General features: G+C 69.9%; 13 protein-coding genes. 10 read left to right on the top strand and 3 right to left on the bottom strand.

Annotated features, from left to right (window positions below; translation table 11 throughout):
- Positions 1-110: 110 nt before the first annotated feature.
- Entirely contained in the window at positions 111-1,955 is a 1,845-nt protein-coding gene (locus AB0H76_RS37390; RefSeq protein WP_357332129.1) for an ABC transporter ATP-binding protein, read from the top strand.
- A complete protein-coding gene (locus AB0H76_RS37385) occupies positions 1,952-3,688 on the top strand; it encodes an ABC transporter ATP-binding protein (protein ID WP_357332127.1) in 1,737 nt (578 codons plus the stop codon). Before AB0H76_RS37390 ends, AB0H76_RS37385 begins: the two co-directional genes overlap by 4 nt.
- Positions 3,689-3,751: 63 nt before the next feature.
- Here AB0H76_RS37385 and AB0H76_RS37380 read toward each other — a convergent pair whose 3' ends face one another.
- Positions 3,752-4,459, bottom strand: coding sequence for a siderophore-interacting protein (locus tag AB0H76_RS37380; protein ID WP_357332125.1), 708 nt, complete (start codon positions 4,457-4,459; stop codon positions 3,752-3,754).
- A 135-nt stretch (positions 4,460-4,594) separates the two neighbouring features.
- Here AB0H76_RS37380 and AB0H76_RS37375 point away from each other — a divergent pair, with 135 nt between their 5' ends.
- On the top strand, positions 4,595-5,881 hold the full coding sequence (locus tag AB0H76_RS37375) for a SidA/IucD/PvdA family monooxygenase (protein WP_357332123.1): 1,287 nt from the start codon (positions 4,595-4,597) through the stop codon (positions 5,879-5,881).
- 12 nt (positions 5,882-5,893) lie between these two features.
- Here the strand turns inward: AB0H76_RS37375 and AB0H76_RS37370 are convergent, their stop codons facing one another.
- Positions 5,894-6,556 carry a GNAT family N-acetyltransferase gene (locus AB0H76_RS37370; protein WP_357332121.1) on the bottom strand — a complete coding sequence of 221 codons (663 nt, stop codon included), beginning with the start codon at positions 6,554-6,556 and terminating at the stop codon, positions 5,894-5,896.
- Positions 6,557-6,704: 148 nt separating this feature from the next.
- Between AB0H76_RS37370 and AB0H76_RS37365 the strand changes: the two genes are divergently transcribed.
- From AB0H76_RS37365 to AB0H76_RS37335, 7 genes are read left to right on the top strand one after another with little or no spacing between them, the layout of a single operon-like run.
- Positions 6,705-7,463, top strand: a complete 759-nt coding sequence (locus AB0H76_RS37365) for an alpha/beta fold hydrolase (RefSeq protein ID WP_357332119.1) — start codon at positions 6,705-6,707, stop codon at positions 7,461-7,463.
- 7 nt (positions 7,464-7,470) lie between these two features.
- Positions 7,471-8,790 (top strand): polyketide synthase, encoded by a 1,320-nt coding sequence (locus AB0H76_RS37360; protein ID WP_357332117.1) that lies wholly within the window; start codon positions 7,471-7,473, stop codon positions 8,788-8,790.
- A complete protein-coding gene (gene nbtC, locus AB0H76_RS37355) occupies positions 8,783-11,893 on the top strand; it encodes a nocobactin polyketide synthase NbtC (protein WP_357332115.1) in 3,111 nt (1,036 codons plus the stop codon). The genes AB0H76_RS37360 and nbtC overlap by 8 nt, the downstream gene beginning before the upstream one ends.
- Positions 11,894-11,924: 31 nt before the next feature.
- The gene (locus tag AB0H76_RS37350) at positions 11,925-16,976 is read left to right on the top strand and encodes an amino acid adenylation domain-containing protein (RefSeq protein ID WP_357332113.1); all 5,052 of its coding nucleotides are present in this window, start codon (positions 11,925-11,927) and stop codon (positions 16,974-16,976) included.
- A complete protein-coding gene (locus AB0H76_RS37345) occupies positions 16,973-21,580 on the top strand; it encodes an amino acid adenylation domain-containing protein (protein ID WP_357332111.1) in 4,608 nt (1,535 codons plus the stop codon). The genes AB0H76_RS37350 and AB0H76_RS37345 overlap by 4 nt, the downstream gene beginning before the upstream one ends.
- 44 nt (positions 21,581-21,624) lie before the next feature.
- Entirely contained in the window at positions 21,625-22,716 is a 1,092-nt protein-coding gene (locus AB0H76_RS37340; RefSeq protein ID WP_357332109.1) for an MAB_1171c family putative transporter, read from the top strand.
- A complete protein-coding gene (locus AB0H76_RS37335) occupies positions 22,713-23,819 on the top strand; it encodes an MAB_1171c family putative transporter (RefSeq protein ID WP_357332107.1) in 1,107 nt (368 codons plus the stop codon). The genes AB0H76_RS37340 and AB0H76_RS37335 overlap by 4 nt, the downstream gene beginning before the upstream one ends.
- Here the strand turns inward: AB0H76_RS37335 and AB0H76_RS37330 are convergent.
- Positions 23,803-25,170 carry a SagB family peptide dehydrogenase gene (locus tag AB0H76_RS37330; protein WP_357332105.1) on the bottom strand — a complete coding sequence of 456 codons (1,368 nt, stop codon included), beginning with the start codon at positions 25,168-25,170 and terminating at the stop codon, positions 23,803-23,805. The two genes, AB0H76_RS37335 and AB0H76_RS37330, sit on opposite strands and share 17 nt — an antisense overlap.
- Between the last annotated feature and the right edge of the window lie 17 nt (positions 25,171-25,187).

Below are 25,187 nucleotides of genomic sequence, written 5' to 3'. Positions count from 1 at the left end.
CGTCCGATTTGCGCCAGTGCGGCCCATGCATCCCGTGTCAACTCAACTTAGGCTAGCCTTCCTTCTGGTCCCGGGTGTTGGGCCACGTAGTCGAGAAGGGGAGTTTTCCTATGACGGTGGAGGTCACGCCGCTGCCCGCGGCGGAGACGGGGAACCGTAAACCCAAGGCGCAGGCGAAAACGCGCAAGCAACAAGAGGCGCAGGCGCGCAAGGAGATTCTCGCTCCGGTGCGCACCCCGCTGCTGCTGGCGAGCGTCATCATGGCGGTGGCCTCGGTGTGCTTGGTGCTGCCGTTCGTGTTCGTCGTCGACGCGTGCCGGGAACTGCTGGCCGATCAGGTCGACACCGACCGGGTCTGGCGGTTGCTGGCCCTGGCCGGTCTGGTGCTCGGCGCCCGCGCGCTGTTGCAGGCCATCGCGCTGACCTGGTCGCATCTGGTGGACGGGAGCTACCAGCTGTCGTTGCGCCGGCTGCTGGCCGCCAAACTCACCCGGGTGCCGCTCGGCTGGTTCGACGAGCGTTCCTCGGGCGGGGTCAAGCGGTTCCTGTCCGACGACGTGGAAGCGCTGCACTATCTGGTCGCGCACGCGCGCCTGGAGTTCGTCGGCGCGTTGACCGTCCCGCTGATCACCCTGGGCTACCTGTTCACCGTCGACTGGCGGCTGACCCTGGTGCTTCTGCTGCCGGTGGTCGCGTTCGGCGTGCTCTACAGCCGGGTCCTCGATATCGACGGCCGGGACCGGATCGTGGTCTACAACCGCTCCGAGCAGCGCACCCAGGAGGCCGTGATCGAATTCGTCGACGGCATCCAGGTGGTGCGGGCGTTCGGTCAGGCGGGCAAGGCGCACGGTGAGTTCCAAGCCGCGGTGGACCATCAGGCCCGCAGCGTGGACCGCATGAAGACGCCGATCATCAAGGTGCAGTCGGCATCCGACGCCGTGATCATGCCGGTGTTCGTGATGCTCGTGGTGCTGGCGGCCGGGCTGATCGCGGTAGGTCTGGACTGGCTGCCCGCGGTCGACGTGCTGCCGTTCCTGCTGGTCGGGCTCGGCGTCGGCTCCTCGCTGACCGGTCTCGGCTACGGCGCGCAGGCCCTGCGCACCGGCGGTGCCGCGGCACTGCGTCTGCACGAGTTGCAGCAGACTCCGGAGCTGGCCGCGCCGCCGGCGGACGCCGCCACCGAAGCGGCGCCCGCGGCCGCGGTGCGGTACGAGGGCGTCGGGTTCTCCTACCGCGCCGACCACGAGGTGCTGCGAGATATCGATCTGGAGCTGGCGCCGGGCACCATCACCGCGCTGGTCGGCCCGAGCGGCTCGGGCAAATCGACACTGGCGCAACTGCTCCCGCGCTTCTACGACGTCGTCTCCGGCCGGATCACCATCGGCGGCCGCGATATCCGCGACTACTCCTCCGAGGAGCTCTACCGCACCGTCGGATTCGTCTTCCAGGACGTGCGACTGATCCGCGGCAGCGTGCGCGAGAACCTGCTGCTGGCCCGGCCCGGCGCGGATGACGCGGCGCTGGAGCGGGTGGCCCGGGCCGCGCGCATCCACGACCGCATCCTGGCCCTGCCGCGCGGCTACGACTCCGAGATCGGTGTCGACGCGACCCTGTCCGGCGGTGAGGCGCAGCGCCTTTCGATCGCCCGCGCGCTGCTGGCCGACACTCCGATCCTGGTGCTGGACGAGGCGACCGCCTTCGCCGACCCGGAATCCGAGGCCGCGGTGCAGGACGCGCTGGCGGTGCTGGTCGCCGGGCGCACCGTGCTCGTCATCGCGCATCGCCTGCACACCATCACCGGCGTGGACCGAATCCTGGTGCTGGAGAACGGAATCCTGGTCGAGCAGGGTGACCACGCGAGCCTGCGGGCCGCGGGCGGCACCTATCAGCGGCTCTGGGAAATCAACGAGGCGGCCCTGGGTGAGCTGGCCATGATCGAAGCCGAGGCACGATGATTCGCAAGGTACTGGGCCTGATTCCCGCCGAATTCGCCCCGCTCACACCGAAACTCTTCGCCGCGATCCTCGCGCAGGCGCTCAGCCAGGCGGCGGCCTACCTGCTGCTGGTCCCCGTGCTGGCCGCGCTGTTCGACAACGACCTCGGCCGCGCCTGGCTGTGGACGGCGGGCATGGTGCTGGCCGTCGCCGGCGTCGTGGTGTTCGGCTACTTGCAGGCCGCCATCGGCCTGCGCATCGGCATCGGTATGCAGCACGGTCTGCACACCCGGCTCGGTGATCACCTGAACGCATTGCCGCTGGGCTGGTTCGAGCAGCGCGACGCCGGTCCGCTCTCGCGGCTGCTGGTGGAGCAGGTCCGGGAGATCCAGGGTCTGGTCGCCTATCTGCTCGCCAAGGTGCTGACCGGCATCATCGTCCCGCTCGGGGTCGCGGTGGGCATGCTGTTCATCGACTGGCGGGTGGCGCTGGCGATGCTGCTCGCCGCGCCGGTGCTGTACCTGATCAACAACCTGGCCAATCGCGGTTACGTGCGCGCGGATCAGCGCCTGCACGCCGCCGCGGCCGAATCCGATTCGCGGATCATCGAATTCGCGCAGGCCCAACCGGTGCTGCGGGCGTTCGGGGCGGTCGGCCGCGGCAACCGCGCCCTGGACGCCGCCCTGGCGGGCCAGCGCGCGGCGGGCCTGCGGATGATCGTGGCCAGCGTCCCCGGCCTGATCGTGTTCGCGCTGTTCGTCCAGGCCGTGTTCCTGGTGCTGGTGTACGTGGTGGTGGGCCGGGTGACCGACGGCGCGATCTCGGCGGCGGTCGCGATCGCGCTGATCGCGGTGAGCTCGCGCTTCATCGAACCGGTGAACCAGGCCGCGCAGGTGGGCAACGCGCTGCGCACGGCGGCCTCGGCCGCCGACCGGATCACCGCCCTGCTCGCCGAACCGGTACTGCCGGAGGCGAATACGCCGGTGACCCCGGGTGCGCCGAGCGTCGTCTTCGACAACGTCGACTTCGGTTACCGCCCCGGCGAACCGGTGCTGTCCGAGCTGACCTTCACGGTGCCCGCGGGCACGACCACCGCCATCGTCGGGCCGAGCGGCTCGGGCAAGACGACACTGCTGCGCCTGGTGGCCCGGTTCTACGACGTGGAATCCGGAAAGGTCGAGGTCGGCGGGCACGACGTGCGCGACCAGCCGTCGCCGACCCTGCTCGATCAGCTGTCGCTGGTGTTCCAGAACGTCTACCTGTTCGATCGCTCGGTCGCCGACAACATCCGGATCGGCCGGCCCGAGGCCACCGAAGCCGAGGTGCTGCGCGCGGCCGGGGCGGCACGGGTGGACGAGATCGCCGAGCGCCTGCCCGAGGGCTACGACACCCGGGTCGGCGAGGGCGGCGCCGCGCTGTCCGGCGGTGAGCGCCAACGCGTTTCGATCGCGCGGGCGTTGCTCAAGGAGGCGCCGATCGTGCTGCTGGACGAGGCGACCAGTGCCCTGGACCCGCACAGCGAGGCCGTGGTGGTGCGCGGCGTGCACGAACTCACCAGGGATCGCACGGTTCTCGTTGTCGCGCATCGCCTGGCGACCATCGCGCACGCGGACCAGATCCTGTTCCTGGACGGTGGGCGCATCGTCGAACGCGGCACCCATGCCGAACTGCTCGACCTCGACGGCCGCTACGCCGCGTTCTGGAACGAGCGCTCCCGGGCGAGCGGCTGGCGTCTGGAGCCCGCTCCCGTCTGACGCGAAAACGGCGAATGCCGCCCGGTTTCTCGGAACCGGGCGGCATTCGGCGTTGCGGGGGAGCTACTTCCAGTAGGCCTGGTACTTGATCGAGGTCTTCGGCAGGCCGTGGGTGGTCTTGAAGGACTTCACCACCGAGCGCGTGGTCTGTCCGCAGCAGGCGACCCAGGCGAAAGCATCGGCGGCGCAGGTGATCTCCTGCGCCTTTTCGCGCAGCAGGCGGCCGTCGTCGACGCGCTGCAGCCAATTCACCTCGTGGTGCGGCTTGTTGCGCACCGGCAGCGTCCGGTCGGATTCGTACTGCCATTCCAGCCAGACCCGTGCCGGGGTGTCGCCGATGGCGTCCAGCAGCGAGTTGATGGCGGGCAGCGAGGCCGTGTCGCCGAACATCACGTATTCGCTCGGAGTCTGTTCCGGCAGCTGGAAATCGGAGCCGAGCACCGTGACATCGAGCGTGTCACCGACCGCGGCGCGACGGGCCCAGTCGGCGGCCGGCCCATTGTGCAGCGCGAACTCGATGAGGCAGGTGTCCTGCTCCGGGTTCGGATCCACCAGGGTGTAGCCCCGGTGGTGCAGCTTGTCGGTGGTCGCGTCCGGAATCCAGAGCCGGACCCACTGCGTCGGATGCACCGGATGCTTGGCCAGCAGTCCGCCGGCGGTGAACCCGAGGCGGATGAATTCGTCGGTGACGTACTCGGTCGAGGTGACTGTGAGCTGGAAGTCTTCCCCACCCCAGGCCTTGACCATTACCCCATTGAAACCCTTGCCCATGCGACTAAGGTTAGCCTAACGACACTCGATTGTCGTCCGGTGGTCACTGCGTCGGGTATCACTCGCTACAGCATGGTGCAAATAAGGTAAGGCTATGCAAAGATAAGCCCCCGGGGCTTAGTGAGTGGAGAGCGAGTGGAGACACTTCTTGTAGTCGGTGCCGGCCCGAAAGCCCTGGCCGTGGCGGCGAAGTCGCGCGTGCTGCGCGAACTGGGCCTGCCCGCGCCGCGCGTGATCGTGGTCGAACCGCACGCGGTCGGCGGCAACTGGCTGCCCAGCGGCGGCTGGACCGACGGGCGGCATCGCCTGGGCACCAGCCCCGAGAAGGACATCGGTTTCCCGTACCACTCCACCTGGGCGCGCGGGCACAGCCACGCGATCGACGAGGCGATGACGGCATACAGCTGGACCTCGTTCCTGGTCGAGCACGGCACCTACGCCGAATGGATCGACCGCGGCAGACCCAGTCCGCAGCACCATGTCTGGGCCAAGTACCTGCAGTGGGTGGCGCGACGCGTCGAACTGGAGCTGGTGCTGGGCGCCGTGACCTCGATCCGGCAGCGGCCCGACGGCTCCGACGGCTGGCTGGTCTCGGTCACCGACGCCGACGGCGGCAGCGTCGACATCGACGCGGACGCCCTGATGATCACCGGTCCCGGCCGCAGCCGCAAAGCGCTCGCCGACCATCCGCGGGTGCTCAGCATCGCCGAATTCTGGGATCTCGCCGGAAAACGACAGCTGCCGGCCTCTTCCCGGGCCGCGGTGATCGGCGGCGGCGAGACCGCGGGCTCGGCACTGGACGAACTGGTGCGCCACGACATGCTGACCATCTCGGTGATCTCGCCGATGGCCACGCTCTACACCCGCGGCGAAAGCTACTTCGAGAACTCGCTGTTCAGCGATCCCGTCAAGTGGTCGGCGCTGAGCATCCAGGAGCGTCGCGACGTGATCCGGCGCACCGACCGCGGCGTCTTCTCGGTGCGCGTCCAGGAAAGCCTGCTGGGCGACAACCGGGTTCACCACCTGCAAGGCCGGGTGACCAAGGTCGTGGCCAACGGCGCCGGCGTCGCGATGACCCTGCAGAACGAGCAGCGCACCGATCAGGTGCACAACTTCGACCTGGTCATCGACGCGACCGGCGGCCAACCCCTGTGGTTCCTCGACCTTTTCGACGCCGACGTGACCGACCTGCTGGAACTGGCCCTCGGCGGCCCGATCACCCAGACCCGGATCGAATCGTCCATCGGCTACGACCTCGCGGTCTCCGGCCTCCCCGCCAAGCTCTACCTGCCGAACATGGCGGCGATCGCCCAGGGCCCCGGGTTCCCGAATCTCAGCTGCCTGGGCGAACTGTCGGACCGGGTGCTGCGCTCGGAGTCCGCGCGCCCGCGGCAGCGGGCGCGCCAGCTCGCGCAGGGGTGAACGATGGCTTTCTCAGCGCAGGACGGCCAGGTCCGCGGGCTCGCGGGGCAGCGTGTACAGCGCGATGCGCCGATCCGGCCGAATGTCGAACTCGCCGAGCAACTGCCAGCCGATCTTCTCCAAGGCCCGGCGCATCGGCCCGTTGCGGTAGTCGGGATCGCACATCAGCCTGCGGCATTCCGGTTCCGCGGCCAGGACGCCCTCGGCCAGCCGGCGCATCCAGGTGGACATGATGCCCTTGCCGACCAGGTTCGGATCCGCGGTGGCGATATGGAAGGCCATATCGTGCGGGTGCGCGTGGTAGAGGGTGCTGATCTCATCCTTGGCGGCCCGGTACAACTCGACGTAACCAACCTCGCGCCGGCCCAGATCGGGCCGGTCGGCGGCGGTGAAGTCGTAGCCGAGAACGCAGGGCAGGGAATAGGTTCCGGCCAGCTGCGCGGCCAGGTTCGCTTGGCGCCAGGCCAGCGGCATGTCCTGTTCCCAGGTCTGTACCAGCAGCGGGCGCGACATCCACTCGGTGATCAGCGCCGCGTCCTCGTCCGTGCTGCCGGCCGGACGCAGCGTGAACGGCGCCTCGAAGGTGGGCAGCACCGGCGCCGGCACGCGGCGGACCGCGTCGGGGATGTCGGTCAGCTCACGGGGGAGGGCGTGCGGCGTCCCGGTCGGGTTCATCGGCGTGGGGCTCCATTTCCTGGTTACTCAGAAGATTAGGCTAGGCTATACTAATTCCGCTCGAGCGGCGTGTGCAGTCCATCCGCGCGCGGAGCGCCCCAGTTCAATTCGGCCGCCGACCCTCTCGGCGGCATGTAGGGAGATCGAAATGGCAAGAGAGCTCGGCTGGCTCCGGCAATTCCAAAAGCCGCACTCCGATTCCCTTCCGCCACTTATCGTGTTTCCGCACGCGGGCTCGGGTGCCTCGGCGTATCGCGTATTCGGCAAGCACCTGGCCGAATTCTTCGACGTCGTCGTGGTGCAATACCCCGGCCGTCAGGATCGCGCCCGGGAGGCGGCGGCCGAGACGCTGCCCGAACTCGCGGCCGGCGCCTTCGCCGCGTTCCGCGACTCCGCGCACCACCGCGATCTTCCGATCACCGTCTTCGGCCACAGCATGGGCTCGATCGTCGCCTTCGAATTCGTGCGCCTGGCCGAGGCGGCGGGCCTCGACATCCGTCTGCTCGCGACCTCGGCCGCGACCGCTCCGGCCCTGATCGCCGATCTGCCCGGCCATCCCACCGACGACGAGGGCCTGCTCGATCACATGGGCGCCCTCAACGGGACCGGCAGCGAGGTGCTGGCCAGCCGTGATGTCCTGCGGATGGCGCTGCCCGTGATGAAGGCCGACTACCGCGCCTTCGACGCGTACTCCTGCCCGGCCGACGTCCGTATCGCCGCGCCGGTCCGCGTGTTCGGCGGCGACGAGGACCCCTTCGTCGCGCCGCGCGACCTGTACAGCTGGTCCCAGCACACCGGCGAGCCGGTCGAGGTCACCCTCTTCGAGGGCGGCCACTTCTATCTGAACGAGCACATCGAAGGCATCGCGGAACTGCTTGTGCCCGCCCCCAGCTCCGCACTGCGCTAAGGAAATCATGAGTACAGCCATGGACGACCCGATCGTCGTCGTCGGAATGGGCGTGGAGGCGCCGGGGGGAATAGAAAGCCTGCCGGAATTCTGGTCGGCGCTGGCCGAATCCCGGGAACTGATCGGGCCGTTCCCGCGCGACCGGGAATGGCCGATCGCGGAAATGCTGACGCTCGGGCGGCGGGAGGGTTGGGGCGATGTTCCCGACGCCGGTGGATTCCTCATCGGCGCAGCCGAATTCGACCCGATGTATTTCGGCATCACCCCGCGTGAGGCCGTGGCCATGGACCCGCAGCACCGGGTCGGCATGCGGGTGGCTTGGCGGGCGGTCGAGCACGCGGGCTTGAACCCGGGTGCGCTCGACGGCGAGTCCGCGGGCGTCTGGATGGGCGTGTCGCTGATGGAGTACGGGCCGCCGGCCGCGGAGATCAACGAGTACAACGGCTATCGCACCACCGGATACGCGCAGGGCGCGGTGGCGGGGCGAATCTCGCACGGGCTCGGGCTGATCGGGCCCTCGGTCAGCGTGGACAGCGCCTGCGCCTCGGCGCTGACCGCGGTGCACCAGGCGGCCGCGGCCATTCGCGCCGGCGAATGCGACTGGGCGCTGGCCGGTGCGGTATCGGTCATGGGTTCCCCGGGCGCGTTCTACGAGTTCTCGAAGAACAACGCCCTGGCCGCCGACGGCCACTGCCGCTCCTACGCCGCCGACGCCACCGGAACCCTGTGGGGCGAAGGCGCGGGTGTCTTTGTGCTGGAACGGGAATCGCGGGCGCGCGCGCTCGGCCATCGGGTGTACGGCCGGTTGCTGGGTTCGCGGGTCAACCACAACGGCAAGGGTGCGCCACTGGCCGTGCCCAGCACCGCGGCGCAGGTGCGACTGATCCGTGATGCCCTGGCGGTGTCCGGCATCGCGCCGGAGCTGGTCACGCTCGTCGAGGGGCACGGCACCGGTACCGCGGTCGGCGATCCGCTCGAGCTGAACGCCCTCACGCAGACCTACGGACAGCCCGACCGGGCCACCGGACCGCTGCTGGGATCGGTGAAGTCCAATACCGGTCACGCGCAGGCGGCGGCGGGCGCACTCGGATTGATCAAGGTCCTGCTGTGCGGCGCCAACGGCGCGATCGCGCCGACCTTGCACGCCGAGCATCCGACCACCGAAATCGACTGGAACGCCACCACGCTGCGGCTCGCCACGAAGCTCGAAGAGTGGCCGGCCACCGACGGCGTCCGGTATGCCGCCGTGTCCTCGTTCGGCGTCGCGGGCACCAACGCCCACGCGATCGTCGGCATGCCCCACCTGGAAGACGACACCGATGAGTAGCTATCTCCTGCCCGACGGCAGCATTCCGGTCCTGCTCTCCTCCGACACCGCCGACGGGCTGCGCACCGAGGCCGCCAATATCCTCGGATACCTGGAGCCGCGGCCCAAGGTGACGCCGGAACGCGTGGCGGCCATGCTGTTTCGCACCCGCACGCCGCGTCGCCACCGGGCCCTCGCCATGGTCACCACCCGTGCCGAACTGCTGGAAGCCCTGGGCGCCATCGCCTCCGGGGACCCGCATCCCGCCGTGGTCGCCGGCGACGGCCCGGCCACCGCGCGCCGGATCGGTTTCGTGTTCCCGGGTCAGGGCAGTCAGCGGCCGGGCATGGGCAAGTTGTTCTACGACCTGTCCGCCGCGTATCGGGCCCGGGTCGACGAGTGCGCGGCCGTTCACCGCGCCCGTTTCGGCCATGACCAGCCGCTGCACTATCTGCTCGGCACCGCGGGCGGATACGAGGAGACGGTCTGGGAAGTACAGCCCGCCTTGATGTTCCACATGACGGGCTTGGCCGCCATGTGGCAGGCCGCCGGCGTGGACCCCGCCGCGGCGATCGGCCACAGCCAGGGCGAACTGGCCGCCGGCGCGGTCTCCGGTGTGATGTCACTGCACGACGCCGTGCTCGTGGTCACCCATCGGGCGCGCCTGGTGGAGCGGATCTCGCCGCGCGGCTACTCGATGGCCGTGATCGCCCTGGACCGCGAGGACTGCGAGGCGCTGCTGGCGCGGCACTCCGGCTGGGCGGAGCTCTCGGTGGTGAATTCCCCGCACATCATCGCGATCTCCGGCGACCGCCAGACCATCAAGGACATGGTGGCCACGGTCACCGAGCGCGGCCAGTTCGCCCGCGAGATCGGTGTCGCCTATCCGGCGCACACCTCGATCGTGGCCGAGGTGCGCGCGGACTTCGAGGGCTTCCTCGGCGGCGAGATGGACAACCCGACCTTTATCCCCTCCGAGATCGCCTGCTACGGCGCCACTCTCGGCACCGCGATCTCCGAAGACCTGGAGCAGGAGCAGTACTGGTATTGGAACCTGCGCAATCGCGTCCGGTTCGACCTGGCCACCGTGGCCGCTGCCGCCGGCGGGGTGGACACCCTCATCGAGGTGGTCGAGCACCCGGTGCTGCAGCTGGCGATCCAGGAGAATCTCACCCTCGTCCCGCCGGACCCGGCCCGGGGCAAGCGCGACTTCCGCGTCATGGGCACCTCGCTGCGCACCACCGTCGGCCTGCGCGAGTTCACCCGCAATCTGGCGGTGATCGCGGTGCACGACCTCGGCTATCGCTGGGATGCCCTGCGCGTGGACACTGCCACGGCACCCGAACTCCCGCTGCGCGATTTCCCGCACACCGTGCTGAATCCCCGCAGGCACTGGGCCGCGGCAGGCTACAACTCCGAGGCAATCCAGTCGACCAACCAGGGGCCGGCGCCGCAGCGCCTGGTGGAGCGGTGGCTCCCGCAGTCCCGCCATGCTCTGGTCGCCCCGCGCACCATCGCTCTGGTCGATCACACGGGCGAGTGCGCCGAACTGGCTACCGCGCTGGTCACGGCCGCCGACCGGCACGGGGCCACCGCGTATCTACTCGATCCCGCGGTCGAACGCGACTACGACAGCGCGGTGATCCTCCTGCCGCCGCGCCCGGAAGCCGGTGCGGTGCAGGCCGCTTCGGATCTCGCGGACTTCTTCGCCGGTCGGGCCTGGGGCCCGGCGCTGGCCAACCTGCGGCCGGGCGGTGAGCTCTGGCTGGTGACCGCCGGCGGCGAACAGGTGGTCGCCGGAGATCCCGTTCCCCAGCTGTTCCACGGTGGCGTGAGCGCCGGATTCCGCTGTGTCGCCCTGGAAGACCCGCGGTTCCGCCTCCGGCACCTGGATCTGCCCGCGGACCTGGCGTCGGTACAGGCCAACCGCTGCATGGCCGCTCTGCACACCGCGGACGAGCCGGAACTCGCCCTGCGCGCGGGCAAGGCCTTCGTGAAGCGCCTGGTCGTCGACGAGTCCGAGCCCGTGGCTCCCGCCGATCTCGCGCACGTGCTGATCATCGGCGGGACCGGGCAACTCGGGCTGCGCTTCGGCGAGCACTTCGCCCGCTCGGGCGCCCGGCGCATCACGCTGCTCAGTCGCTCCGGCAAAACCGGCAGCGTGGCAGCGGAATTGGGACGCCTGCGCAATATCGGCGGCCTCGAGGTCGACGTCGCCGCCTGCGACGTCACCGACCCGGCCGCCGTCGCCGACTTCGCCGCCGCGATCGCGGACGCCCCGATCAGCCTGCTCATCCACGCGGCCGTCAACTACGTGGACGCCGAACTCGCCGATATCACCCCCGAATTGGTCACCGCGGCAGCCGCATCCAAGCTCGTCGGCTTGGAGAACGTGCTCGACGCGGTGCCGCTGACCGCCGACGCGCGGATCGTGCTGTGCTCCTCCATCGCCGCGACGCTGCCGGGACGGGGCCAGATCCTGTACGCCGCTACCAACCGCATGCTCGATGTCACCGCCCGCCGACTCCGGGCACAGGGCCTGGACTGCACTTCGCTGGAGTGGGGGCTCTGGAGCGTGGCCGGGCAGCTCGATGCGCATGGTTTCGATCGTGTGGCGAACGCCGGCGTCCTGCCCATGCGGCCGGACGAGGCGATCGCCGCCGGCTTCGGCGGTCATCGGATCGATGCCGTGATCGCTTCCGGCGAGTGGGATCTGGTGCGCACCGTGCTCGGCGCTTTCGGTCAGCACAGTGTGCTCGAAGAAGTACCAGAGTCGGCCCCGCACGTTCGGATCGCCGAAATCGCCCCGTCGCCCGTCGCTCAGCCGGCACCCGAAACATCTACTCCGGCAATCGAATCAGTCGTCGCGGCGAGTGTGCCCGTGCTCGACCTCCCGCTGGTGGACCGGATGGTGGTCGAACTCGGCGTCGTCATGGGGATCGAGGGTCTCGACGACATCGACCGCACGGTCCCGCTCGTCGCGCTCGGCCTGGACTCCCTGCAGGCCTTGGACTTCCGCAAACGCGTCCGCTCGACGCTGGATCGCGATCTGCCGATCGCCGCGATCCTCGGCGGGGCCTCGCTCGACGACGTCGTCTCGCTCATGGCCGAGCACACCAACTAGCGCTGTATCACTGAGGCTTAGGACCAGATTCATGTCAGACACCAACAGCACCGCTCTGGATCGCCGCCGCGAACTGCTGCGCCGACGGATGCAGGAGTCCGGTCTGGCCGCTGCTCCGGCCCCGGCCCCGGTGCGGCGCACCACGGCGGGGGAGCGGCGTCCGCTCTCGCCCGGCCAGCGGCGCATGTGGTTCCTGCAGACCCGCGATCCCGCGGACACCACGCTCAATGTCTGTGTCGCCTACCGGTTGTCGGGTCCGTTGGAGGAGCAGCGACTACGCGAGGCGGCCGCCGCCGTCCTCGCCCGGCACGACGTGCTGCGCAGCACCTACGGCGTGGATACCGACGGCGAGCCCTATCAGGTTTTCGCCGACGAGGTCTCGCTGCCGTGGCAGTCCCATGACGTCTCGGATCTGCCGGAGCAGGGCCGGGCCCGGCGGGTGGAGGTGCTGGCGCGCCGTGAGTTCGGCCGCGCCTTCGATCTGTCGGCCGAGCTCCCGCTGCGCTTCACCCTGGTGCGCACCGGCGCCGAGGAACACATCCTGCTGCTGTCGGTGCATCACATCGGCTGGGACGACGACTCGTGGGCCGTGTTCTTCCGCGAGCTCGGCGCGGCATACAACGGCCGGGAAAACCCGCCGCTGAACGCGCAATTCGTGGATGTCGAGGTGCTCGACGCCGTGGCGGACGACGAGTCCGACCTGGAGTACTGGCGCGCGGCGCTGCGTCCGCTGCCGGAACCGCTGGAGCTGCCCGGCTCGGCGCTCAGCGCGCCCTCCAAACAGGCCGAGCGCTGTGTCGTCCCGCTGCCGGCCGAGGTACTCGACCAGGTCAGCGCCTTCGCGCGCGAGCAGGCCGCCACCCCCTTCATGGTGCTGCTGGCCGGATACGCCGCGGTAATCGAGCGCTACACCGCCGCAGGCGATTTCCTGGTCTCCATTCCGGTGGTGAACCGGCGCTCCGCGGCTGCCGAACAGCTCATCGGCTACTTCGGCAACACCTTGCTGCTGCGCGAAACCCTGCGCCCCGGTGAGACGTTCACCGGCCTGGTCGGGACCACCAAGCAGACCTGCCTGGACGCCTTCACCCACCAGACCGTCGGCATCGATCGCGTGGTGCGCGAGGTCAATCCGGAACGCGTCAGCGGCCGCGACGGCATGGACCAGCTGGTGCGCCTCGGCTTCAGCGTGCGCAAGAGCGCGGACGGCTTCGCGCTGGCGGGCGTGACGTCCACGCAACTGGACGAACTCGGCGCGCCCACCGCGCAGGTGCCGCTGGCTTTCGCGGTGGTCACCGACGGCGCCGGCGGTGCGCTGGTGGAGGCCGAATACCAAGTGGACGTGCTGACCCGGCCGCTGGTCGAGAGCATGCTCGCCCATTACGTGCAGCTGCTGGACAGCGCACTGCGCGCGCCGGATCGGCGCCTCGGCGATCTCGATATGCTCGGCGCCCAGGATCTGGCCGCGGTGCTCGCGGCCTCGCGCGGCGCGGTCGCCGAGATCACACCCACCACCATCGTCGAGGTGCTGGAGCGCAGCGTCGCCACCGCGCCGGACGCACTCGCGCTGGTCTCCGACGACGCCGAACTCACCTACGCCGAGCTCGATCGCCGTGTGAACCGGCTGGCGCACTGGCTGATTCGGGAGGGCGTCGGCCCCGAGGACATCGTCGGCTTGCGGATGACGACGTCGATCGAATTCATCGTGGCCCTCTACGCGGTGCTCAAGGCCGGTGCGGCCTACCTCCCCATCGACCCGGCCTACCCCGACGATCGCATCGACTACCTCATCGAGGACGCGGCCCCGCGCCTGGTGCTCGGCCGGGTGGAACTGGACCTCGCGGAGCAGGACGCCGCCGATCAGCCCGAGACCGCGCCCGCCGACGCCGATCGCGTGCGCCCGCTGCATCCGTCGAATCTGGCCTACGTCATCTACACCTCGGGCTCGACCGGCAAGCCCAAGGGTGTTCCGGTGCCGCACAACGCGATTGCCGAGCATGTCATCGGATTCGCCGCCGAATGGGGCATGACGGCCGACGACCGGCTGCTGCAATCCTCCTCGGTCAGCTTCGATGCCTCGCTACTCGACATCTTCGTCACCCACGCGCTGCAAGCGCGGCTCGTGGTGCCGAAACCCAGCGCCTTCTCCGACATTCGCTATGTCGCGGATCTGATCACCCGGCAGGGCGTCACCGTCCTGCACATGGTGCCCTCGATGCTGAGCACCTTCCTGCTGCTGCCCGAGGTCAGCGAATGGCGGGAGCTGCGGCACGTGCCGGTCGGCGGCGAGGCGCTCGTCGGCGAGGTCGCGGACAAGTTCGCGGGTGTCTTCGACGCCGAACTGCGCAACCACTACGGCCCCACCGAGGCCGTCGTCTGCTCGACCCACATGACGGTGGACGGCCCGCAGGGCACCGGCATCGTGCCCATCGGCATCCCGAACCAGAACGTGCACGCCTACGTGCTCGACGCCGCGCTGCACCTGGTGCCCGCCGGTGTAGCCGGTGAGCTCTACCTGGGCGGCGAACAGCTGGCGCGCGGCTATCTCGGTCGCGCCGCGCTCACCGCGTCGCGTTTCGTCGCCGACCCGTTCACCCCCGGCGCTCGCCTGTACCGCAGCGGTGATCTGGTGCGCCGCAACGAGTTCGGTGAGCTGGACTTCATCGGGCGGGCCGACGAGCAGGTGAAGGTGCGCGGCTTCCGGATCGAACTGGGTGAGGTCGAGGCCGCGCTCGCCGGGCACCCGAGCGTCGGCCACAGCGTGGTCGTCGTCGCCGAGGATCCCGCGCTCGGGCCGATGCTGGCCGCCTACCTGGTGCCGGCGAACGGCCAGGAGGTCGACATCGAACAGGTCCGGGTGCACGCGGCCGCGGTGCTGCCGGACTACATGGTGCCGCGCGCGTTCGCCGTCATCGACGAGATCCCGCTGACCGTGAACGGCAAGCTCGACAAGCGGGCCCTGCCCGCGCCGACCGCCGCCGTGCAGCGCCGGCACCGCGAGCCTGCCACCGCCACCGAACGCCGGATGTGCGCCATCTTCGCGCAGCTGTTCTCCTTGCCCCGGGTCAGCGCGGACGATTCGTTCTTCGAACTGGGCGGGCACTCGCTGCTGGCCGCGCGGCTGGTGGCGCAGATCCGCGCCGAATTCGGTCTCGAACTCGATGTGCGGGTCATCTTCGATACCCCGACCGCCGCCGGGCTGGCCGCCGTCCTGGTCTCGAAATTCCGCGACGAGTTCGAGATCGATCTCGACGCCATGGACGACGAGGTCGAGGAGACCACGGATTTCGGCGCCGACGTGAGCGCGACCGGGCGGCCGCCGCTCGGCGTGATGGAGCGCCCGCGCGAGGTTCCGCTGTCCTACTCGCAGCTGGCCATGTGGTTCCAGTACCGGATGGAAGGCCCCGGCACCGCCGGCAATCTGCCGTTCTCGGTGCGCATCGACGGCGCGCTGGATATCGACGCGCTGCGTGCCGCGCTCGGCGATGTCCTGCTCCGCCACGAGGCGCTGCGCACCACGTTCCCGGAGCGGGAGGGCGTGCCGTTCCAGCTGGTGCACGCGGCCCTCGACGTACCGTTCGAGGTCCGCTCGATCGCCGCCGGCGAGCTGGACGCCGAACTCGCCGAGATCGCCCGGCACCTGTTCCGGATCGAGTCGGATCCGCTGCTGCGGACCACCCTGCTGGTCTTGGACGAGCAGACCCATGTGCTGTCGATGCTGGTGCATCACATCGTCGCCGACCACGCCTCGCTGACCGTCCTGCTCGACAACCTGTTCGCGGCCTATCGCGCGCGGTTGGCGACCGGTGCGGCGCCGCGCTGGTCACCGCTGCCGATCCAATACGCGGATTACGCCCTGTGGCAACGGCAGATCTTCGACCACGCCGCCAATCCGTTCGGCCGAGCCCAGCTCGAGCACTGGCGCCAGGCGCTGTCCGGCCTGCCCGACGAGATCGCCGTCGCCCACGACCGCGCGCGCCCGCCCGTGCTGGGCAAAACCGGTGCGGTCGCGACGTTCACGGTGCCGCCCGCTCGCCGCGACGGCTTGGTCGCCCTCGCCCAGCAGTGCGGCGCAACGGAATTCATGGTGTGCCAGGCGGCCGTGGCCGCCGTGCTGCACAAGCTCGGCGGCGGCCCCGACATCGCGCTGGGTACGCCGGTCGCGGCCCGGGTGGACGCGGCCACCACCGAACTCATCGGCCTGTTCGCCAATATGGCGGTGCTGCGCAACGACTTCTCCGGAACGCCGACCCTGCGCGACACCGTGCTGCGTGGGCGCGAGGTGGTGCTCGACGCGCACGCGCATCAGGAGCTGCCGATCGAGCGCCTGGTGGAGACGCTCAATCCGGCGCGCTCGCGCTCCCGGAATCCGCTGTTCCAGAGCATGCTGCACTTCCGCGGGGCGGACTGGGCCCCGGCTCCGAAGGTGCTGTCCGGATCGACGACCGCGACCGCGCTGCCGACGGATTTCGATATCTCGTTCCTCGATCTGAACCTGAGTCTGAATGTCACCGCCGACGGCGGCATGGATGTCCGGGTGGTCGCCAACGCCGATCTGTACGAACCGGAGACGGTCCAGCTCATCGCCCAGGCGGTGTCCGCGACCTTGGACGGCTACGCCACCACCCCCGACCGCGCCGTCGCGGACTTCGAGGTGCTGCCGCAGTCCGAGCTGGCCCGGCTGCTCGCCGCGCCGGCACCGCTCGCGGCGGCCGCTGCCGCGCCGAGCGCCGGGCAACGGCCCGCCACCGACACCGAGCGCACCCTGATCACCCTGCTCGAAGAGCTGCTCGAGATCGAAGACGTGGAGGCCGAGGACAACTTCTTCGCCCTCGGCGGCGACAGCGTGATCTCCATCCAGTGGTCGGCCCGTGCCACGGCGCTCGGTCTGCCGCTCACGCCGCAGCTCGTCTTCGAGTGCATGACCGTCGCCGAACTCGCGGTCGCGGTCGACGCGGCCGCGGAAAACCCCGAGCCACAGCAGGATGCACCGACCGTGGCGCCGGTGGAATCGGCGCCGATGAGCGCCTCCGGCCTCGATGCCGCCGCCCTCGCCGCCTTGACCAACTCCTGGGGAGCGCAGTGACCGCGTCCGCGCCGCCGCAGATCGAGGACGTGCTCGCCCTCAGTCCGCTGCAAGAGGGCCTGTTCTCGCTGTCGAAGCTCACCGGCGACGGCATCGACCTCTACACGATGCAGTTCGTCGTCGACATCGACGGTCCGGTGGACACCGAGCTGCTGCGCCGCAGCGGCCAGGCGATGCTGGACCGGCACCCGAACCTGCGGGCCGCCTTCTGGGATCGGGATGTGCCGCGGCCGGTGCAGATCGTGCCCGCGCGGGCCGAGCTGCCGTGGAGCGAACGCGAAGCCGTCCCTGCGGAATTCGACGCCGTCGCCGAGTCCGAGCGGCGTCGGCCGTTCGACCTCGGCCGCGGACCGGCGCTGCGGATCCTGCTGCTCACCGTGCCGGGTGCGGCCCGGCGGCGGATGATCCTCACCGCCCACCACATCCTCATGGACGGCTGGGCGGTGGCGGTCTTCTGCACCGAGCTACTGGCCGTTTATCGCGCGGGCGGCTCGGTGGCGGGTTTGCCGAAGCCGCGCCCGTACCGCGACTACATCGCCTGGCTCACCGGGCAGGACACGGCCGCCACCACCGAGAAGTGGCTGGCCTATCTGAGCGGAGTCAGCGGCCCGCTGATGATCGCCGACGGCGCGGCCCGCACGACCGCGGTGCCGGAGACGACGCGGGTGGAACTGCCCGCCGCCGAGACGGCGGCGCTGCGCACCTGGGCCCGGACCAACGGACTCACCCTCAACACGGCGGTGCAGTTCGCCTGGACGGTGCTGCTCGGGCGGCTGACCGGGCGTCGCGACGTGGTGTACGGCACCACGATTTCCGGTCGTCCCGAACATCTTTCGGGTGTGGAACAGATGATCGGGCTGTTCATCAACACCGTGCCCGTCGCCCACCGGATCGACTCCGAGGTGACCGTCGTCGACCAGTGCGCGCGGTTGCAGCGGGAGAGCGCGACCATGCGTGACCTCGGCTACCTCAGCCTGTCGGCGGTGCAGCGCGCCGCCGGGCACGGCGCGCTGTTCGACACGCTGTTCGTCTTCGAGAACGCGCCCATCGACGACGCGATCCAGACCGTGGACATGCCGGACGGCTCGACCTTCCGGCCCATCGAGATGGAGAGCCTCGCGCACTACCCGCTGACGGTGGTCGCGCACCTGTCCGGCGACGCCCTCGTCGTCCTGGTGGAGGCCATCCCCGCGGCGCTGCCGTATCTCGCGCCGGGGGAGATCGGTGAGCGGCTGCTCGCCGTGCTCCGCCGGCTGCCGGGCATCGGTGCGGGCAGTCCCGATGACCTCGATGTGCTGACAGCGGCCGAGCGGCTCGAACTCGCGGGCGCGGCAACGGTATCCGCGGGTAGTGAGCCCGCCGAATCGGTATGGGAGCTGTTCGAGCAGCAGGTCGCCGAGCGGCCGGACGAGATCGCGGTACAGACCTCGTCCGGGCCGGGCTCGACCTACCGCGAACTTCGCGACGCCGTGGCGCGTCTGGCCGATGAGTTGACCGCGCACGGGGTCGGGCCGGAAACCGTTGTGGCCCTGGCGCTGCCGCGGTCGGTGGAGTCCATTGTCGGCGTATTCGCCGCGCTCGCGGCCGGTGCTGCCTACGTGCCGGTGGATATCACACTGCCCGTCGCTCGCATCGAATCGATTGTGCGGCAGGCACAGCCGAGCATCGTGCTGACCACGGCGAGCTGCCGCGCGCTGCTCGGCCCCTCGGTGCCCACGCTGATACTGGATGATCCCGCTGTCGCGGAGCGTATTTCGGCGCGTTCGACCACCGTGCCGGACCTGGCGCGGCACGCCGCGCAGTGCGCGTACCTGATCTTCACCTCCGGATCGACCGGTGAGCCCAAGGGCGTCGCGGGCACCAACGCCGCGCTGATCGCCTATTTCCGCGACCACTACGACCGGGTCTACCGGCCCGCCATGGCCCGCCTGGGCCGCCGGCTGCGGATCGCGCACGCCTGGTCGCTGAGCTTCGACGCGTCCTGGCAGCCCATGGTGGGTCTGCTTGCCGGCCAGACGATTCACCTCTTCGACGCCGAGGAGATGCGCGACGCGCACCGGCTGGTGGCCGGCATGCAGGCCTACGGCATCGACATGATCGACACCACGCCGTCGATGTTCGCACAGCTCAATACCGCCGGGCTCGTCGACGGCGAGCTGCCGGTGCTGGCGCTGGGCGGCGAGGCCATCGACGCCGCGCTGTGGGCGCGGCTGCGCGCGCTGCCGGGTACCGCCGTCTACAACTGCTACGGACCGACCGAGACCACCGTCGAAGCGGTGGTCGCGCCCGTCGCGCTGTTCGATACCCCGACCATCGGCACGCCGAACGCCGGAATGTCGGCCTACGTGCTCGATTCCAGACTTCGGCCGGTGCCGCGGGGCGTGATCGGGGAGCTGTATCTCGCCGGCCCGCAGCTCGCGCGTGGTTACGTCGGTAAGCCCGAGGTCACCGCGGATCGTTTCGTGGCCGATCCCTTCCGGGCCGGCCGGCGCATGTACCGCACCGGTGACCTGGTGCGCCGGTTGCCACACGGTGGACTGGGCTATCTCGGCCGCGCCGACGATCAGGTCAAGGTGCGTGGCTACCGCATCGAGATCGGTGAAATCGAAACGGCGCTACGGCGATTGCCCGGCGTGGACACGGCCGCCGTGACCGTGGTGCGCCGCGCGGGCGGCGCGAGCCTGGTGGGATTCGTTGTCGGCGAGCCGAATCGCGGCGTGGATCCCACGCGCCTGCGCCTTGCTCTCGCGGAACGCCTGCCCGCCTACATGATTCCGGCCCGCATCCTGGTCCTGGACCGGCTTCCGGTGAACAGCAACGGCAAACTCGACGGTCACCTGCTCGCGGCGCGGGCCGAAGCCGCCTTGGTCGCCGGCGCCGGGGACGACACCGCGACGACCCCCACCGAGAAGGCGCTCGGCGAGGTGCTCGCCGAGCTCTTCGACGGCCGCGTCCCCGGTGTCGACGAGGACTTCTTCGCCCTGGGCGTGGACAGCATCGTGGCGATTTCGCTGGTCAACAAGGCCCGCCGGCGCGGTCTGACGCTGAGCCCGCGCATGGTGCTCGCCACCCCGACCGTCCGGGAACTGGCGGCGGCGCTCGACGCCTCCGAGTCGGTCGGCGCTACAACGGATTCCGCCGACTACGGCGAGATCCAGCCGCTCCCCGTGGTCTCCTGGATGTACGAATTCGGCGGCTACCGCCGCTTCACCCAGACCGCGCTGCTGCGCCTGCCCGCCACCGTGCGCGGCGCCCACCTCGAAGCGGCGCTGCAGGCGGTGCTCGACGGATACGACACGCTGCGCTCGCGGCTGGTCGATACGCCCGACGGCCCGCGGCTGGTCACCCGCGCACCCGGCGGCGTCCGCGCCGCCGACCTGATCACCCGAATCGAGCTGGGCGACAGCGAGATCCTGGTGCGGTCCGCACACGGGCCCGACGCCGAGCGTGCCGCCGCGATCGAAGCGCGCCTGCACTCCGGGCCGCGCACCACCGCGGCGGTCGTGCACGCCGCCGCCCGCCACGTCACCGACGAAATCGACCCGCGGACCGGCGATATGGTGCGGGCGGTGTGGTGCACCGGCACCGACGAGGGCGAGGTGCTGCTGCTCGCCGTGCACCATCTCGCCGTGGACGTCGTCTCCTGGCATCTATTGCTTGCGGCGCTGGGGGAGGCCTGGACCCAGGCCGTCGCCGGTGCCGAGCAGCCGGTCCTGCCGGAGGTGACCTCCTACCGCGAGTTCTCGCGCCGCATGACCGAGCGGGCCGACGAACCCGAGGTGCTCGCGCAGCGCGCCTACTGGGCCGGGCAGCTCGCGGCCCCGGACCCCGCTGTCGGACAGCGTGTTCCGGATCCGCGCGCCGACACCTGGGCATCCCTGCGCGTCGCCGCCGCCGAAACGCCGGTCGAGGTCACCGAGCGCATTCTGCGGGGTCTCACCCGCGAGGAGGGCGTGCGCGAATTCCTGCTCACCGCCCTGACCCTGACCCTGGCGAGCTGGCGCCGCGAACGCGGTCAAGACCCCAGCGGTGGCGCGCTCATCGCCTTGGAGGGCCACGGCCGCGCCGACGCCGAGCTGGGCACCGATACCTCCAACACCCTCGGCTGGTTCACCAGCGTCTTCCCGGTCCGCCTCGGCGCCGCCGCGACCGCGGTGGATGTGGCAGCGGCGGAACAGGATCCGGTCGCCGCCCGAGCGCTGCTCGACTCGGTGACCGCGCACCTGGCCGCCCTCCCGCACCAGGGCCTGGACTACGGACTGCTCCGTTACGTCACCCGCACACCGGAACTCGCCGCCGCCCGGCACCCGCAGATCGAATTCAACTACCTGGGCCGCGTCGACCTCGGCGGCCACGACCCGGACTCGTTCGCCCTGCTCACCGGCCCCCTCAACGAGGCCCTGCCACTGGACCCGGAACCGGATCTGCCCCTGCGCTATGCCCTCGATGTCATCGCGGCCATCGGCACCACCCCCGAAGGCCCCCGGCTCACCACCAACTGGCGCTGGAGCACCGCCCTGTTCACCGCGGCGGACGCCGACCGGCTGACCGACCTGTGGCAGCGCGCGGTAGCGGCCCTCGCCGCGTCGCACGGGCCTCTCTAAGATCGGGAACGCACCAGTCAATTGCGAGTCGCGGGAGGGTATCGATGAACTCTCCCGCACCGCTGTGGCTGGTCCTGCCGACCATCGTCATCGCCGGCCTCATCGGCGCGCTGCGGTGGTGGCTGGTCGATGACATCGCTCCCGATCGGCTGGTCAACTGGGGACTGACCTGGTGCGTTCTCGGGCTGATCATCGAGGAGTCCGGCAAGGGCACCGACTACGCCGATCTCACCTACCGGATCTTTCTCGCGTGCGGAATGGTGTGCCTGTCGAAGATCTACGGCCTCGCCGCGCTCTTCGACGGTGCGGATCCGAAGACCGCGGCTGCTCGGCAGCGACAATATGACTCGCTAGCGCTGCTCGCCGCGGTGGTCGTACTGATCACCGGGCGGCCTGTCGATCCCGGCGAAGCGGGATTCCTGTGGCGGACCTGGGCGCTGATGGTGGCCTTCAACATTCCGCTGGTCGCGTCGTCGATTCGCGGAATGCGGGCCTGCGTGCGGGAACTCCGGGTCGCGGGCCTGTCCGCGTTGCAGCGGCTGGCGTTCGGCGTCCTGCTTTTCGCCACCACATCGTGGCTCCTCGGCGCTGTCCTCTCCGCGGGCAAGGTGCTCTCCGGCGGCGTGCTCGATACTCCCGGCGAGCACTGGACCGCCTCCGCCTGTGCCAGTTTCGCTTTTCTGACCAGCTTGGCGGCCATCCCGGTCGTCCGAGTCCTGTCCGCCCGGGGCGGGCTGGATCGGGCCAGCCGCATCGATCGCAAGTTGCGGCCGCTCTGGGAGGAGCTCACCGCGGCGGTCCCGGAGGTCGTGCTGACCAAGACCGATGTCGCGGACTCGGAATTGCGGCTCTACCGCATGACGGTGGAAATCCATGACGCGCTACAGCATCTGCGCCAATTCGTGCCCGACGGAAAGTCGCCGGCCTCGCACCGCACGACCTACGCGATACAAATGGTCCGTGCGGCCCAGGCCAAAGCCGCGAGTGGCGGCAGGACCGGCATCGCGACGGATATCGAAAACCAGCGGTCCCAGAATCGGGACGTAGCAGCCGAACTAGAGCATTTGATGGCGCTGGCGAAGAAGTGGCCGCGCGCGAAGGCTGTGGCGCAGCGGGATCCAGCGGGTCGGTGGTGAACGTTCCCGTACCGCCCTGGCTGGGGGCGTTGGCCATCGCGTTCGTCGCGCTGATCGCGGTGTCCCGATGGTTTCTCGTGGACGACACGATCAGTGACCGCCTGGTCAATCGGGCGCTCACGCTGCACGGCCTTTCGCTCTTCGTCGAAGAGTGCGGGGCGCGGACCGATTTCGCGGACCTGACCTATCGGCTGTTCCTCGGTATCGGGGTGCTCTCGATCGCGAGTATCCACGGGCTCGCGGTTCTCTGGGCCGGTGCCGATCCGCACACCGCCCGCGCCAGGCAACGCTGGTATGACCTGGTGGCGGTGCCCGCCGCGGTCGTCATCGTGGTGATCGGCCGTCCGGCGGATCCAGCCGAGCCGGGGTTCTGGTGGCAGGCGCCGGTGGTCTGGGCGATTCTCAATGTCCCGTTCGTTGTCATGGCAATCCGTATCGGCAAGGCGAGCGCCGGCGAGCTGCGGGCGGGCCGGACGGCGCTGCGTGAGCGAATACTGTTCTCGGTCATTCTGATCATCGCGCTCTATTGGATGTATAGCGCCGTCGCTGCCGGTGTTCGAGTTTTCGGGGGTCAGCCGTTGAACAGTCCGGCAGCGGAATTCACTGTCGGCCCGCTGGTCGCGGGGGCCGCGCTCACCGCGGTGACGGCGGTGCCACTGATCGATGTGTTGCTGTCGCGCACCAGCCTGGATCGGGTCGGCCGCCATCACCGCAAGTTGCAGCCGTTGTGGCAGGACCTGATCAGCGCGGTCCCCGATGTCGTCCTCGATCAGGGTGCGGGCCGGACCCGGAATCCGGAACTGCGGCTGTATCGGCAGATCGTCGAGATTCGTGACGCCCTGCAGAGGCTGCGCTATTACATGCCGACGGAACATGTGCCGAAGCGCGGGCGCCGTGGCGAGGCCGATCGGATCGCGCGGGCGATCCGGGCGAAAGCGGGCGGTGCGTCACCGAATTCGGCGTCGCACATCGAGAATCCAGAAGGAATGCGCGATGACATGGCCGCGGAACTCGAATATCTCCGCGCCTTGAGCCGGGTGTGGCCGGCCGCCCGGGCCAGGGTCCTCGACGGACCGCGGAGCGAGCTCAGCGCGACCCGATGATCATGCTCCCCACACTGCACTCCTCCAGCTCGTCCACACCCGCGGCAACGTTGAAAGCCGCTGTGTCGCCGAAACCTTGGGCGCAGGCCCCGAGGTTCATGGCCGTGGCCGCCAGGTAGAGGGTCTGCATCAGGACGCCGACGTGCTTGAGGATCGAGGCGTAGGCGACCTGCTCGTAGGTCCACATGACGCGCCCGGAGCGGGCCGCCATGATGAGCAGAACCTGCGGTTCGGCACCCGCGGCCAGCGTCGCCGAGGTGGACTTCAGCAGGCGTGAGACCGCGGGGGCGTCTGCGGCGGCGACGGGGCGCAGCACGTGATCGAACGAATCGTAGTGGTACATCCCGGGTTCCAGGCCCGCCACGTTGCGCACCACGGGGTAGAGCTCGAGCTCGTAGACGCCGCCGCCGGAGGGGTAGGGTCGCGACAGGAGTTCCTCGCCCGCACTCGGCGCGGTCGAACCCTTGGTTCGCGCTGTGCGATACAGCAATTCGGACAGCTGCTCGGCGGTGATCGGCCGCGCGTCGTCGAATGCTCTGGTGGACACCCGATCTTCGAGAACGGCAGCGAAGCTGGGATCCGCGCCGCGAAGCGCGGACAGGTCCGGCACCGGCAGCGCGACCGGTTCGCCGGGGTATTCCGCCTTGCGCGCGACCGGTTGCGGGAACTGGCCTTTCGCCCATTTGGTGGGGCCGAAGTGCTCCCAGGTGACGGTGCGCTCGCCCAGCGTGCTGCGCCGGTGGAACCACAGGTCGGGCGCGCTCCAGCTGCGGCTGCTGAACTCCTTCTCCTCGGCGTAGGGGTCGGCGACGAAGAACCCGCCCCACAGCAGATCCTCGGCGAACTGCATCTTCACCGAGATCGGCAGCGTCGAGTCGGCCGCGCCGAGGCCGTCCAGGATGGCGAGCAGTCGCGGATCGTGGATGCGCAGATCGCACCAGGCCCGCGGATGCTCGAGCACGAAACCGTCCGAATCCCGGTGCAGCACCGCGAACTTCGACAGCGCCGCGGCCCACGGCACGGCCGCCGGACGGGCGGCCGGCTGCCCGAACGGCTGCACCGTGTAGAGATCGCGACCGCCGTCGCGCACCGTCACCGAGAGCCAGCCGCCGTCGGTGAGCCGGTCCATCAGCCGGTTCACCTCGGCATCGCCACCGCCGGCGGCCATGTCCGACACCGTCGAGGGGCCCTGGTTCAGCGTCTTCAGGGCGCGCAACTGCCCGGCGGCCAGGCCGGTCAGCTTCTCGTTGCGCGGCGGGTTCAACAGCACCGCGCCCGCGGGCGTGGTCAGGCAGGTGACGCCTTCGCGCAGCGCGAATCGGGTCTGCTCGGGGTAGGACGGGGCGGACATCTCGCAGGGCCTTTCGA

This window comes from Nocardia sp. NPDC050712, from assembly GCF_040654295.1.
Classification (GTDB): Bacteria; Actinomycetota; Actinomycetes; order Mycobacteriales; family Mycobacteriaceae; genus Nocardia.
Note: the sequence above shows the minus strand (reverse complement) of the source record. Positions and strands in the feature narration are given on the sequence as shown.

Excerpts from the sequence above, each read along its gene's own strand:
- AB0H76_RS37385 (WP_357332127.1), top strand. The coding sequence starts at position 1,952 with ATGATTCGCAAGGTACTGGGCCTGATTCCCGCCGAATTCGCCCCGCTC.
- nbtC (WP_357332115.1), top strand. The coding sequence starts at position 8,783 with ATGAGTAGCTATCTCCTGCCCGACGGCAGCATTCCGGTCCTGCTCTCC.
- AB0H76_RS37350 (WP_357332113.1), top strand. The coding sequence starts at position 11,925 with ATGTCAGACACCAACAGCACCGCTCTGGATCGCCGCCGCGAACTGCTG.
- AB0H76_RS37330 (WP_357332105.1), bottom strand. The coding sequence starts at position 25,170 with ATGTCCGCCCCGTCCTACCCCGAGCAGACCCGATTCGCGCTGCGCGAA.
- AB0H76_RS37390 (WP_357332129.1), top strand. The coding sequence starts at position 111 with ATGACGGTGGAGGTCACGCCGCTGCCCGCGGCGGAGACGGGGAACCGT.
- AB0H76_RS37370 (WP_357332121.1), bottom strand. The coding sequence starts at position 6,556 with ATGAACCCGACCGGGACGCCGCACGCCCTCCCCCGTGAGCTGACCGAC.
- AB0H76_RS37340 (WP_357332109.1), top strand. The coding sequence starts at position 21,625 with ATGAACTCTCCCGCACCGCTGTGGCTGGTCCTGCCGACCATCGTCATC.
- AB0H76_RS37360 (WP_357332117.1), top strand. The coding sequence starts at position 7,471 with ATGAGTACAGCCATGGACGACCCGATCGTCGTCGTCGGAATGGGCGTG.
- AB0H76_RS37380 (WP_357332125.1), bottom strand. The coding sequence starts at position 4,459 with ATGGGCAAGGGTTTCAATGGGGTAATGGTCAAGGCCTGGGGTGGGGAA.
- AB0H76_RS37365 (WP_357332119.1), top strand. The coding sequence starts at position 6,705 with ATGGCAAGAGAGCTCGGCTGGCTCCGGCAATTCCAAAAGCCGCACTCC.